This is a genomic window from Colwellia chukchiensis (assembly GCF_002104455.1).
In the GTDB taxonomy this organism is placed as follows: Bacteria; Pseudomonadota; Gammaproteobacteria; order Enterobacterales; family Alteromonadaceae; genus Cognaticolwellia; species Cognaticolwellia chukchiensis.
Window position 1 is genome coordinate 56,226 of record NZ_NBOC01000015.1, and the last position, 13,138, is coordinate 69,363.

Consider the following 13,138-nt stretch of genomic DNA (forward strand, 5'->3'; position numbering starts at 1 on the left):
AGTAGCATAGCTTTGATGTCTGCAAGGTACTCGATAACATCGACAGACATCAAACCTAGTGCGAACGCTTAAGCGGTTTTATTTTATTTTTATACGTCCACTGACCGTACTTGCCTGCACCGCAGCGCTGGCGTTGCCAGTGTCAAACGATAATTTTGAGCTAGGACCGTATTTCGCGCGCGTTGCTTTTGCTGATGTCAATTGATTAATGATATTACCGCCCGCATTGGCTTTTAATTGAAAACTCGCTTGCACGGCATTATTAAATGTTAACGCTAAATCACCACTAACACTGGACATCTTTATTAAGCCATGCTCGTTTAGCGATAACTCACCCTCAAACTCACCGCTGACCGTTGAGGCTATAAGCTCATCTACCGCTGCTAAGGCTAGCTCAATATCGCCAGACACTGAGTGCGCTGACACTTCTTGTGCGCTGGAGTCGGCATTAATACTGCCGCTAACGGTTTTCAAGTGTAAACGACCACTGGAGTTTTTATCATCGATATCACCACTTACCGAAGAAATACGTACTTTACCCGCTAGGTTTTTACTGACAACATTGCCACTGACGGTCACTAATTCGCTATGTAACGTCAGATCGCTCGCCTCAATATCACCACTGACAGTTTGTACTTCACTGCCTTGGGTAAAGTTGCTAATTTTTACGTCAGAAGAGACGCCCTTAAAGCGAACTTTTACATGCTTAGGGATAGTTACGGTCAAGTCAGAGCCGGAATCGCCCCAATCATTATGACTACCGCGCGGTAACTCAACCTTAATCATGATCCGCGAGCCAACTTTTTCAAAGGTTAACCCCTCGGCTTTATCATCGAGCTCCCCGGTAACTATTACTTCATCAGCGTTGTTGCCAATAAGCGTTACTTCACCGCGCAAGTTTTCTATGCTGACAATATTTGCACCTGTCAATGGCAACGTTTGATTAACCTGCTCGCCCGCGATACTTGGCGTAGCTACACTCAACAATATTATGGGTAATAATTTACTTAAATTTGCCATTTTAACCTCGACTCTTTTACCTACTAACATTTAAATACTCTGCCACTGCGGGCTATATAGCTGCGTTAATAATTCTAGCTCTTGCTGCTGTGTCCAACGTAATAAGTTTAATAAATCGCTATTGTTGGGGTCTTCAACCAAGGCCTGACTTATGGTTTTTTGTGCAGAATTGAGCTTGATCAACTCGGTTTGCATCGCCACAGGTAGCTGCTTAATATCCGGCATGCCAAAACTGACCAACATGCGGTGTTTTTGTTGCTGAAAGTCTTGTTGCATAACTGTTGCTATATTATCTGCGCTATTTAACTGGGCAGAGTTTGGGCTGATTGCAAGCCAAGTAAGCAACACAGCTGCGACTATCGACGCCGCCCAGGCAGTGGGCATAAAAACGCGACCTGTGTTTTGTGTTTTTGCTTCCGGCACTTGTTCATTGATGGCTTTCTCAATACCCGGCCATAAGTCGCGCGCTGGTAATATTTCTTTGGCTAGTTGCGCAATTTCATCTTCTAGCATTACTGCGGGTTGTTTAGGTATTCTTGTTTCTTTACTCATGGTCTACTCACTTAGCGACGCTTGTAACAAATTTCTAGCTCTGTGATATTGGGCTTTACTGGTGCCAACTGCCATATCTAACATGTTGGCAATCTCTTCATGGCGATAACCCTCAATAGCAAACAGTACAAACACTAACCTAGCTCGTTCTGGTAGCTGTTGAATTTTACTGTCTAGATAATGCCCTGTATCTGGCATCTCAACCAAGGTATCTTCAAGCACTTGTTCCTCAATACTAAATATACGTTGTAGCCAGCTTTTGTTCTTTCGAATATGATTTAATACAATATGAGTCGCGACACTATGTAACCAAGTGGAAAATTTACTTTCGCCAGCAAAGTTACTAATTTTTTGCCATAACTGCACAAACACTTCCTGGCAGGCATCTTCAGCACTGTCTTTGTCTGCCATCATTCGCCAACACAACGCATAAATACGTCGATAATATTTTTCATAAAGTGCATAAAACGCCTTTTGATCGCCTTGCTGCGCTTGCGCTATCCATTGCGACTCTAGATCTAAGCTCGCTGGCTCAACTTCTTCAATAATTTTTAACTTATCCAAAAAGTAAACTCTCATTGTTTACGTCATTATTAGGTTAGTCGCAGTATGGAGCAAAAGGGTTTAAAGCGCAGGAAAAATATTTAACTTTTGCTCTCAGCGCTGCTACTGAACTTTCAATTTATGGCGCTGCTGAAATGTCGCATCAACAAGTGTTTGTGATGGGCAACGTAATGCTTATAAGCGAGGGTTGGTCATAATGAGGGCAAAAAAAAACGCCCAAGGGCGTTTTTTCTTCTGGTTTAATAGCAGAATTACTTCTTGCTAAGAGCGCCAAAACGCTTGTTGAATTTATCAACACGACCACCAGTCTCAGCAGCTTTTTGCTTACCAGTGTAGAATGGGTGACATTCTGAACATACGTCTAAGTGTAAGTCTTTACCTACAGTTGAACGTGTTGTAATAACGTTACCACAAGAACAAGTTGCCTTGAACTCTACATAATTTGGATGAATACCGTCTTTCATGGGAAACCTCTGTTAAGGCCGCATCGCCACTTGATCAGTCATTATTACCGTCAAGCACCATACGAGTTAAAAATAATGGAGGCGAATATTAAAGCATAGCGCGCACCATAGCAATAAAAAATGCTAAAAAGTAAGCAATAAGGCTAAAAATACCAGCGCGGCGATTTTCTCGCTTGGCATTACTAAAGTTCACAGTAAAATAGCATTAATATTGAATTTTAAATGACGGTTCTTTTTGGCAGATTTAGCAAACAACACCTATGTACAAGTGGCGATTCCTGTTCCTATGCGTCAGTTGTTTACCTATCGGGTGCCAACAGAATTAACCACCCCTGCGCTACGCTTAGGTGAACGTGTGATTGTCCCGTTTGGCGCTCGCCATGTCGTCGCCATCGTGTTATCAATCGATAGCCACAGTGAGTACGCAGCTGAAAAACTCAAATCAATCTTAAGTCGAGTCAACGACAACTTTCACTTTTCTCCCGAGCTCATCGACTTTATTCGCCGCTGTAGCGAGTATTATCACCACCCTATTGGTGATGTTTTTCAACAAGCGTTGCCAGTCTTGTTGCGACAAATAAAGCAACCAAGCATTGACCTGCCACCCGTTTGGAAAGCCTCAGACAATATCACTACTGCAGAGCAAGCCGCGAGCGCCAAACGCTCGCCAAAACAGGCTGAGCTACTGGCGATTATTCAACAGCGCGATGGAATTACTTGGTCTGAGTTATTAACTCTTGGCTTTAATAAGAGCCAACTTAAGGCCTTGGAAAAAAAAGCGTTTATTTACAGTCAAGCCAGCGAGGTTAGCCGTTTTAGTTGGCAAAATCACTACTTACAACACAGCAATCGCTTGTCATTATCACCTGAGCAAGCGCTTATTGTGGCAACCGTGAAAGAATTAGCTAACCAGTTTGCATGCCATTTAATTGATGGCGTTACCGGTAGCGGTAAAACCGAAGTTTACTTACAAGCTATGGAACAGGCCTTAGCACAAGATCAGCAAGTTTTGGTGTTAGTTCCTGAAATTGGCTTAACGCCGCAAACGTTAAGCCGCTTTGAACAGCGTTTTCATGTGCCAATTAGCTTGCATCATTCTGGCCTTAACGATAAAGAACGCTTACAAACTTGGTTGGCGGCACAACGAGGTAGCGCCGCCATTATCATTGGCACACGCTCAGCAGTTTTTTCACCACTGACTAATTTAGGGTTGATCATTGTTGATGAAGAGCATGACGCTTCATTTAAGCAACAAGACAGTTTTCGCTACCATGCCCGTGATATGGCTATTCTTCGGGCCAGACAATTGAATATCCCTATCCTTCTTGGCAGCGCCACTCCAAGCTTTGAGTCACTGCACAATGGCCGTGTCGGCAAATACCATTACCACCAATTACGCAAACGCGCCGGCAATGCCACTATGGCAAAAATCAGTGTCATCGATATCGCCCAACAACAGATGCAATACGGTTTGTCGGGCACGTTAAAGCACGCCATTGTCAGCACTTTAGCGCGTGGTGAACAAGCACTTATTTTTCTTAATCGTCGTGGCTATGCGCCCGCGATCAATTGCCAGGAATGTCATTGGCTTGCAGACTGTCAGCGTTGCAATAAACCGTATACCTTACATCAAAGTCAGGGCTTACTGATCTGTCATCATTGTGCAAGTCAAAAGCGCATTCCTGCGCAGTGTCCAAGTTGCGGTAGCGTTCGGATCAAACCGTTAGGACAGGGTACCGAGCAACTAGAAGAAAAAATTTCCGAGCTTTTTCCCGACTATTCCACCGTGCGTATCGACCGCGATAGCACGCGTAAGAAAGGCGCATTAGCAAAACTATTAACCCAGATTAATAACAAAGAACACCAACTTCTGATCGGCACGCAAATGCTCGCCAAAGGTCATCATTTTCCAAATGTGACGCTGGTGGCAATACTCGATGTTGATGGCGCTTTATTTAGTTATGACTTTCGTGCCGCCGAGCATATGGCACAGCTGTTAGTGCAAGTGTCAGGGCGCGCAGGCCGAGCCAGTAAACCGGGCAAAGTCTTAGTGCAAACCCGCTTTCCAGAACATCCATTATTACAAGATCTAGTCAATAATGGTTATCAACACTTTGCCACACAAGCTTTAAATGAACGACAACAAGCCTTGTTGCCACCGTTTAGTTTTCAAGCCCTGTTTCGCGCCGAAGCAAACTACCCCTCCTATCCCGAAAAGTTTTTGCGCTCACTAGCAGAAACACAATGTCTGGGGTGTCAATTCGCAGGCCCCGTGCCCGCAGCAATGGAAAAAAAGGCAGGTAAATACCGTTTTCACCTGATTTTACAAGCAAAGTCGCGTAAACAATTACACCAAGCGGTTTTTCAGCTTATACACACCAGTACCAACAATGAGTGGCAGTCGAAAGTAAGATGGTCAGTTGATATTGATCCCATTGATCTGACTTGGTAGTCCTGATCGCAGCTAATGTCAAAATGACATTGACTGCCTCTTAAGCACCTAACTAAGCTGTAAAAATAAAGTACTTTCAGTTGATGCTATTTTTTTACCAGTTGGTTAGAATTGGCGAAAGTCTTCTAGTTTAAGTTTTCCATGGCACATCAAGATTACGTTTCCCGTTCACGCGCAAAAAACAACAAAAAAAGTCCGTATAAAAAAACACCTGAGCCCGCCCCTAGTAGCTCTTTAAAAGTAAAATTAATCAGCGCTTTTTTAGTGCTCGCGATTCCAAGCTTTGCTTATCTTTTGTGGAGTATCAAAGATCAAGAGCCTGCGGCAATTACCACACCACAGCAAAGCCCAAAACCGCAAAAAACCCAAGAATTGCCCAAGCCTCCTGAAGAAAAGTGGCGCTATGTTGATGATCTAAAAAGTAAACAAGTAGAAGTTGGAGAGTATGAGGTAGTGCAAAAAGGCCCTTATCGCATGCAATGCGGCTCATTTAGAACCCGAAAGCAAGCGGAGTCATTAAAAGCAAAAATTGCCTTTACTGGCCTAGTGGCACAAATTGATAGCGCCAAAGGCACAAGCTCTACTTGGTATAAAGTGTACCTTGGCCCGTATGATAAAAAGCGCAGTGCGGAAAAAGATCGCCACAAATTAAAAAATAACGCCATACACGGCTGCAAAATTTGGGGTTGGAATTAATAACCGCGTAAAAATCTTGACGTCACTTATGCGAGCTAATTTTGTTTAGCTATTTCATAAGTGACTGTAACAAAAGTTAAAACCTGCGACGGTTTAGCAAAAATAACGCCAGCAAGCGATTGTGTCTCAGTTCGTAAACCCTGTTCTGGTGATAATTCTCTTAACTCCCTTGAAAAAGCCGCAGTCACACCTTATCTAAACTACATAAAACAAGCCAACTATCTCGGTCGGCAAGATGTAAGAGGTTAATTGTGACTACGATTGTTTCAGTCAGACGCGATGGCAAAGTTGCCATCGGTGGTGATGGTCAAGTATCGCTTGGCAATACAGTAATGAAAGGTAACGCGCGTAAAGTGCGTCGTTTATACAATGACAAGGTACTGGCCGGTTTTGCCGGTGGTACGGCAGATGCCTTTACCTTATTTGAGCGTTTTGAAAGCAAGCTTGAAATTCATCAAGGCCATTTAACAAAAGCCGCGGTTGAACTTGCCAAAGACTGGCGTAGCGACCGGGCCTTGCGAAAGTTAGAAGCGCTACTCGCGGTAGCCGATGAAAGCGCGTCTTTGATCATTACCGGTAATGGTGATGTTATTCAGCCAGAGCATGACTTAATTGCCATCGGCAGTGGTGGTAACTTTGCCCAATCTGCCGCCACCGCCCTGTTAGAGAACACAGAGCTTTCTGCAAAAGAAATTGTTGAAAAATCATTAAAAATTGCTGGCGATATTTGTGTATTTACCAACCAGCACCATGTCATTGATGAGCTATAAGCGCCAATTTGTAAGGAATTAATATGTCAAATATGACACCCCGTGAAATCGTTCATGAACTTGATAACCATATTGTTGGCCAAAGCGAAGCCAAACGCGCCGTAGCCATTGCCCTTAGAAACCGCTGGCGCCGAATGCAACTCAATGACGAGCTGCGCACAGAAGTGACCCCTAAAAACATTTTGATGATAGGTCCAACTGGTGTGGGTAAAACCGAAATTGCCCGCCGTTTAGCGAAACTTGCCAATGCCCCCTTTATAAAAGTTGAAGCGACTAAGTTTACCGAAGTCGGTTATGTTGGCAAAGAAGTCGAAACCATAATTCGCGATCTTGCCGACATGGCAATCAAAATGACCAAAGAGCAAGAAATGGCGCGCGTAAAACATTTAGCTGAAGAAGCGGCTGAAGAGCGTATTCTAGACGTTTTATTACCACCACCACGCGATGGTTTTGGTAATGATACCAGCGCCGATAACAGTACCACGCGACAAGTTTTTCGTAAGAAGCTGCGCGAAGGTCAACTCGATGATAAAGAAATTGAGCTAGATTTAGCTGCCCCGCAAATGGGCGTTGAAATCATGGCACCACCAGGCATGGAAGACATGACCTCGCAATTGCAAAACATGTTTCAAAGCATGTCTAGCGACAAAACCAAGAAGCGTAAATTAAAGATTAAAGACGCCTTTAAAGCGCTGCAAGAAGAAGAAGCAGCCAAAATTGTTAATCAAGACGATATCAAAGAAAAAGCCCTACATGCAGTGGAGCAAAACGGTATTGTTTTTATTGATGAAATTGACAAAATTTGTAAACGCGGTGATAGCTCAGGACCGGATGTTTCGCGAGAAGGTGTACAACGAGATTTATTACCCTTAGTTGAAGGCTCTACTGTCAGCACCAAACACGGTATGGTCAAAACAGATCATATTTTGTTTATCGCCTCAGGGGCTTTTCAAATGGCTAAACCTTCTGATTTAATTCCTGAGTTACAAGGCCGATTGCCGATCAGAGTCGAGTTAAAAGCACTAACCACTGAAGACTTTGTGCGTATTTTAACAGAGCCAAACGCGTCATTAACCGAGCAATATATTGCCTTACTCGCCACTGAAGGGGTTGATATTTCTTTTAGTGACGATGGTATTCAAGCCATTGCCAATGCCGCTTGGCAAGTTAACGAAAGCACGGAAAATATTGGCGCTCGCCGCTTACACACCATGATGGAGCGTTTAATCGAAGAGCTGTCATTTACTGCTAACGACAGGGCCGGTGAAAGCATTGTCATTAATGCTGAGTTTGTCGCAAATATTTTGTCTGAATTAGTTAAAGACGAAGATTTAAGCCGCTTTATTTTATAATGAAACTCTCTGAGGCTTTGGAGTAAACATGAGTGATATTAAGCGTTTTATTATCGACCAAGCAGCAGCAAATTTGGCGCTGCAATTTGACGATGACAACCCGCAACGCGAAACTAACTTTACGTTAAGTTTTGAGTATTTACGCGTGTTTGCTCCAACCGATGACAAAGGTCAATCAAGCCGCTTTCCGCCGGCGGTTTATCATAAAAAGCAAGTACAACTGTTAAAAATAGAGTCAGTCGCAAAGCACGGTTACCGGTTGCTATTTGATGATGGCTATAGTGGCATCTATAGCCCTGACTACTTGCTAATGTTAGCAACACAATTTCAGCAACATTGGCAGCAATACCTAAACAGTACCAGCAACGCCATCAATAGCCGCGAGGCAACCATTGCCATAAAAGAAGTTAAGTAAGCCGCTTACAACGACTTGTTAGCGCTTTAATAAGCGCCTATTTTCGTATCAAGTATTTAGTAAATGCCTGCTCACTAATAGGCTTGCTAACAAAATAACCTTGTACCGCATCACAGCCAATATTGCGCAACAGTTGCAGTTGCTCTTTGCTTTCAACACCTTCTGCTAATACTCGTTTACCTAAACCATGTGATAGCTCAACCATAGTTTTCACTATGGTTAAGTCGGAGTCGTTGCTCGCGACATCTTGGATAAAGCTGCGATCTATTTTAATTTTATCTATCGGTAAGCGCCGCAAATACGCTAACGATGAATAGCCGGTGCCAAAATCATCAATCGACACTTTGATGCCCATATTTTGTAACACGACCATGGTTTTCATCACTAATTCAATATCTGTGATGACAACATTTTCCGTGACTTCAAACTCAAGGTAAATAGGCGGTATTTGATATTTAACCAGCAGCCTTTGAATATTACTAATGAAATTAGGCGCTTGAAATTCGACCGCGGTAATATTAATGGCTAACGGTACGCGGCGTTGATACGTTTGATACCACTTCTGCATAGTCTGGCAGGTTTTTTCCAAAATATAATTATCAAGTTCGCTAAACAGGTTTAAGGCATCAATGTCATCAAAAAATAGCCCTGGCATCAATAAACCTTGCTCAGGGTGCTGCCAACGCACTAATACTTCTGCACTTTCTAGGCGATTGGTTTTTAAGTTTAACTGTGGCTGAAAATGCAATATAAATTCTGCATTTGCTAGGGCACGGCGCATTTCTTTTTTCCATTGTCAACAAATGCCGGCCTTGTGCTTGCATGCCGTCTTTGAACTTAACGGTTTGTAAATGGTGGCTTTCTGCTTGAAATAATGCCAAGTTGGCTTTTTGCAATAAGTCATCAGCGTTGTCTGCATCAGTAGGGTACTCGCAATAGCCCACACAACATTGTAAATGTACGTCATGTTGATTCGCTTGGTAAGCCTGAGCAATGAGCGCGTGTAAATGCTCTGCCGCCATGACTTGCTGCTGCTCGTTATTAAAATCAATGACATACATAAATGAATCACCACTTAAGCGCCCTACCACTTTTGGTTTCAATATACTTTGATTAAGGCGACGGGCAATTTCTTCTAAAATAAAGTCTCCAGCTTTTAAACCATAGGTGTCATTAACAAACTTAAATCTTTGAATATCAAGTAAATATACACAAAGCTTTTTATTGGTTTGCTGCGCTAGCTTCATTTCATTTGAGAGTTTCTCTAACACTTGCTCTCGGTTTAATACCCCCGTTAGCATGTCATGCTTACCTAAGTATTTTGCTCTGTTGATAGCGGTCGCCGCGATGTTTCTTTCTGCGCCTTGCATCCAAATCAACAACACAAAACCAAGCGCAGTATTGAGACCAATATCAATATAGACTAAGTGTTGTGTCAGGTAACGAAACCAGTCGTCTGTTAAATAAACTATCGAGGCAAAGGAGTAGGCACCATAACGTAGCCCTGCTATCAGGCAGTAAACGTATAAAATCCGCCCTGAAAAGTGTCTAATATTGGCAAAATATAAATAGCAACCCGCTGCTATAAAACCAGCGCCAAAAATAAACGCCGCTAAACTTTCTCGTAAATAAAAGCGATTAAATACACTGTCACTATTAAAACCGTATATTAGTGTAGCGCCAACGCCAAGTATGACAGCGGCAACTGTATTAATGACCAACAGTCGTGACGAAATTTTTTCTTGTTGACTGGCACTATAAATACCCAAGATTAGAAACACAAAATGTAAGTAATGACTCACTTGGCGCAGCAACTCAAAACTAATATCAAGCAAACTTCCTACCGTTTGCTCGGTAAACATATGTTGCCCTGCTAATGCTAATTGATTCACCGCTAAGGCAGATAAGCTCAATAACCAGTACTTCAAGTACTGACGGACTAGGCCGCGATAATAGAAAAAAAAGAGCAGGGCAAGCAGGCTAAAAACAAGCGTCTCTACAGAATACACTATGCTTAAATTAGCGGCCTGTTCAAGCATGCAGAAAACTCATATGGAAAGACAATAACAATATTAAATAATGTTTCTTGGTTAATTACAAGCAACTGCGCTACCTATATTTATTTAACAACTATAATAGCTTAGCAGTTGTGCCTGTGTTTACAGGCGTTATACTAGAGAAGATAAGCCGCTACGAGGAAACTTCTATGGAATATAATACGTCAGAGTTATGTGATATCTACACTGATTTAATCGATGTACTTGAGCCTGTATTTAGTAATTACGGAGGCCGAAGCTCGTTTGGCGGCAAAGTTGTGACCGTGAAGTGCTTTGAAAACAATGGTCTGATTGCCGAGCTAGCTAATACCGACGGTACAGGTAAAGTCATGGTTATAGACGGTGGTGGCTCAACACGACGCGCACTAATCGATATTAATATCGCCGAACTAGCAAGCAAAAATAATTGGGAAGGCATTATTTGCTATGGTAGCGTGCGCGATGTTGATGCTTTAGAAGACACTGACCTAGGTATTCAAGGCTTATTATCGATTCCTGTAGCAGCTAGCGATAGCAGTTTAGGGGAAAGTGATGTCGCGATAAATTTTGCCGGTGTAACCTTTTTACCTGACGATCATATTTATGCCGACAACACTGGCATTATTTTATCCCCAGACCCCCTAGATATCGACTAATCGTTTAACTCGTTCGGGTATTGCGCTTGCCATGCTGCTAACCAGCGTGGCAAATTTTTTGACGTGATACCAGCACCATAATGCTGGCCTTGTGCGTACTCACCTCCCATACTGATAAAGGTTTGCTCTGCCGCCAAACTATTAATATTGCTACCCACTAAAGGAATGGTCATTTTTCTGGTAAGCGTGATTAAAGCATTGATAATGGCTTTATCCGGAGCCCCCGCAACAGCTTGCGACAAGGTACTGCAGTCAATTTTGATGCCATTAATAGCCAGTCGGCGTATGTAGCGCAGTGCTTGGTGACTACCAGAAAAGTCATCGATAATAATTTGTACACCGAGCGACTTGAGTTGATCAATGGCGGCTTTCGCTTGCGGTGACGACATCAATAAAATAGCTTCGTTAACTTCCACGGCTAAGAGACGACAGTCAAGCTGATAGCGCTCTGCGGTTTGCTCGATATAATCTATCAAAACTGGCTCTAGCAAACTTTCAGCCGTTAATTTTATTGCCACAGGTAAGGCACAATCTAAATCTTGCAACTGCCTTAAGCTATCAAATGCCTGGGTAACCATTTGCCGACTGAGCGTAAACACATCTCCACTATATGCGGCAAGGGCCATTATCTCTGCAAAACCTAACGTATTATTTTTATCTTGCTGCCAAAACAGCTGCAACTCAAAGCCACTTAACTGCTTTGCTTTTAACTCTATTTGTGGTTGTAGGCACCAATACAAACTTTGCTGCGCAATTGCAGCTTTTAATTGTGTCACTTTCAGGAGTTGCTGCTGACTATAAGCCGCTAGCTCTTGATTGAAAAAGTTTACCTGTTGCTGCTGACTATCGGCTTGTAGTAACGCATCTTCTGCAAACGCAATTATTTCACTAGCATTACTATTACCTTGGTCGACATAAGCAACCCCAAAAGCGAGTTTAAACACCAAAGAAAAACTTTGAAAACTCATCGGTCCTGGCACTGCCCGTGCTAACTCTTGGCAGAACTGTTCAACAACAAGTTCATGGCTGTGCTTATTACCCTGCAAATCCATCACTACTAAAAAGTGTAGACCCTGTAAACGTGCCATTCGTACCGCCGGCTCAGTGTTTGCAAAATTTAATAACCTTTTCTGCGTAACAAGCGACTTCTGCAAACTATAGGCTAACTGCAACAAAAGCATATCTGAATTATGATGGCCTAACTCGGCATTAAGTTGCTGAAAATTAATAGGTTTAAATACAATAACGGCATATTGAGCAGAGCTTTGGCGATTTATGCACTGCTGAAAATAAGACAAGGCATATTGGTAATGAGGCAGATTAGTGGCGGGATCAACGCCAAGAGGTTCGTTAATAACGCTAGACAAGGCTTTAACAGATTGGCGAGTTTGCGCTCGGGTGTTAACTACCTGCCGACAGGCCGCGGCAATGAGTAAGGTATAGCTAAGCACAGCCACAATAACAAGCCAGTAGATAGACCCCTTAGCGAGCAAACTAACATAGACGCTAATTGCCAATAGCAGGTGTGCCACCAGCAATATATTGCCGCTAATCTTGATTTTCTCATGAGTGGTTGCTGTTTTCCAAACATAAAACATCATGAGCACGAGCTGCAAAACAACAAATATTAGCCACGCTATGTTCAAAGGTACTATTGAGGTATAAAGCAGGCAAGCAAAAAGTACTAACAGCAAAATAAAGCTCGTATTCTTTATCCATTGTTGCACTTTTGTCACGACGGTTTGTGCTTGGCACAACAGCTGCAAAGACCAGTAACAGCTAGTTTGTAAAAATATCACACTGAGCAATAGGCTTAGCGGCAAGTACTCTGTAGACTCCCTACTCACTACATAAAGTAAGCTCAGCAAACTTAACGTCAGCAGTAGAGGTAAGTATTGGCGATAGATTACCGTGGACTGGCCGACCACCACAATCAACAGCACAGGTAAGCTTAACCCTAAAATAAATGCGATAGTTAACTCAATAAAACTAAAAGGCGTACTCATCGCCAGCGCGGGAAACGCCATAAAGTAACTACTAACGCTAATCGTAACCCAAAAACATAACGACAAACGCACTGCTTGATTGGTAACCATGTGATACTCCAAAACCATAGTATAGATTAAGACTATGCGCTGGCTCTGACTTTGTACAGTAACCG

At 42.8% G+C, this 13,138-nt stretch carries 13 protein-coding genes; 6 read left to right on the plus strand and 7 right to left on the minus strand.

What is annotated here, in order from left to right; genetic code table 11:
* Positions 1-78: 78 nt before the first annotated feature.
* The 4 genes from B6K83_RS14535 to rpmE all read right to left on the minus strand — a co-directional run bounded on the left by B6K83_RS14535 (position 79) and on the right by rpmE (position 2,600).
* Positions 79-1,050 carry a DUF4097 family beta strand repeat-containing protein gene (locus tag B6K83_RS14535; protein WP_085285652.1) on the minus strand — a complete coding sequence of 324 codons (972 nt, stop codon included), beginning with the start codon at positions 1,048-1,050 and terminating at the stop codon, positions 79-81.
* Positions 1,051-1,572: a hypothetical protein gene (locus B6K83_RS14540; RefSeq protein WP_085285653.1), complete on the minus strand. Its 522-nt coding sequence runs from the start codon at positions 1,570-1,572 to the stop codon at positions 1,051-1,053.
* Positions 1,573-1,575: 3 nt separating this feature from the next.
* Positions 1,576-2,136: an RNA polymerase sigma factor gene (locus B6K83_RS14545; protein ID WP_233144041.1), complete on the minus strand. Its 561-nt coding sequence runs from the start codon at positions 2,134-2,136 to the stop codon at positions 1,576-1,578.
* 251 nt (positions 2,137-2,387) lie between these two features.
* On the minus strand, positions 2,388-2,600 hold the full coding sequence (rpmE, locus tag B6K83_RS14550; RefSeq protein ID WP_077286181.1) for a 50S ribosomal protein L31: 213 nt from the start codon (positions 2,598-2,600) through the stop codon (positions 2,388-2,390).
* A 235-nt stretch (positions 2,601-2,835) separates the two neighbouring features.
* Here rpmE and priA point away from each other — a divergent pair, with 235 nt between their 5' ends.
* The 5 genes from priA (at position 2,836) to B6K83_RS14575 (ending at position 8,285) form a co-directional block, all read left to right on the plus strand.
* Entirely contained in the window at positions 2,836-5,052 is a 2,217-nt protein-coding gene (gene priA / locus B6K83_RS14555) for a primosomal protein N' (protein WP_233144042.1), read from the plus strand.
* 141 nt (positions 5,053-5,193) lie between these two features.
* The gene (locus tag B6K83_RS14560; RefSeq protein ID WP_085285655.1) at positions 5,194-5,748 is read left to right on the plus strand and encodes an SPOR domain-containing protein; all 555 of its coding nucleotides are present in this window, start codon (positions 5,194-5,196) and stop codon (positions 5,746-5,748) included.
* A 251-nt stretch (positions 5,749-5,999) separates the two neighbouring features.
* Positions 6,000-6,518 (plus strand): ATP-dependent protease subunit HslV, encoded by a 519-nt coding sequence (hslV, locus tag B6K83_RS14565; protein WP_085285656.1) that lies wholly within the window; start codon positions 6,000-6,002, stop codon positions 6,516-6,518.
* A gap of 23 nt (positions 6,519-6,541) precedes the next feature.
* The gene (gene hslU / locus B6K83_RS14570) at positions 6,542-7,870 is read left to right on the plus strand and encodes an HslU--HslV peptidase ATPase subunit (protein ID WP_085285657.1); all 1,329 of its coding nucleotides are present in this window, start codon (positions 6,542-6,544) and stop codon (positions 7,868-7,870) included.
* Between the two features lie 28 nt (positions 7,871-7,898).
* Positions 7,899-8,285 (plus strand): gamma-butyrobetaine hydroxylase-like domain-containing protein, encoded by a 387-nt coding sequence (locus B6K83_RS14575; RefSeq protein WP_085285658.1) that lies wholly within the window; start codon positions 7,899-7,901, stop codon positions 8,283-8,285.
* Between the two features lie 37 nt (positions 8,286-8,322).
* On the opposite strand, the gene B6K83_RS14580 is transcribed toward B6K83_RS14575, so the two are convergent.
* Both B6K83_RS14580 and B6K83_RS14585 read right to left on the minus strand, forming a co-directional pair.
* Entirely contained in the window at positions 8,323-9,066 is a 744-nt protein-coding gene (locus tag B6K83_RS14580) for a putative bifunctional diguanylate cyclase/phosphodiesterase (RefSeq protein ID WP_085285659.1), read from the minus strand.
* Positions 8,954-10,324, minus strand: coding sequence for a GGDEF domain-containing protein (locus B6K83_RS14585; RefSeq protein ID WP_085285660.1), 1,371 nt, complete (start codon positions 10,322-10,324; stop codon positions 8,954-8,956). Before B6K83_RS14585 ends, B6K83_RS14580 begins: the two co-directional genes overlap by 113 nt.
* A gap of 167 nt (positions 10,325-10,491) precedes the next feature.
* On the opposite strand from B6K83_RS14585, the gene rraA reads away from it, so the two are divergent.
* A complete protein-coding gene (rraA, locus tag B6K83_RS14590) occupies positions 10,492-10,977 on the plus strand; it encodes a ribonuclease E activity regulator RraA (RefSeq protein WP_085285661.1) in 486 nt (161 codons plus the stop codon).
* Here the strand turns inward: rraA and B6K83_RS14595 are convergent.
* Positions 10,974-13,073 carry an EAL domain-containing protein gene (locus B6K83_RS14595; RefSeq protein ID WP_158088364.1) on the minus strand — a complete coding sequence of 700 codons (2,100 nt, stop codon included), beginning with the start codon at positions 13,071-13,073 and terminating at the stop codon, positions 10,974-10,976. The two genes, rraA and B6K83_RS14595, sit on opposite strands and share 4 nt — an antisense overlap.
* Positions 13,074-13,138 lie beyond the last annotated feature (65 nt).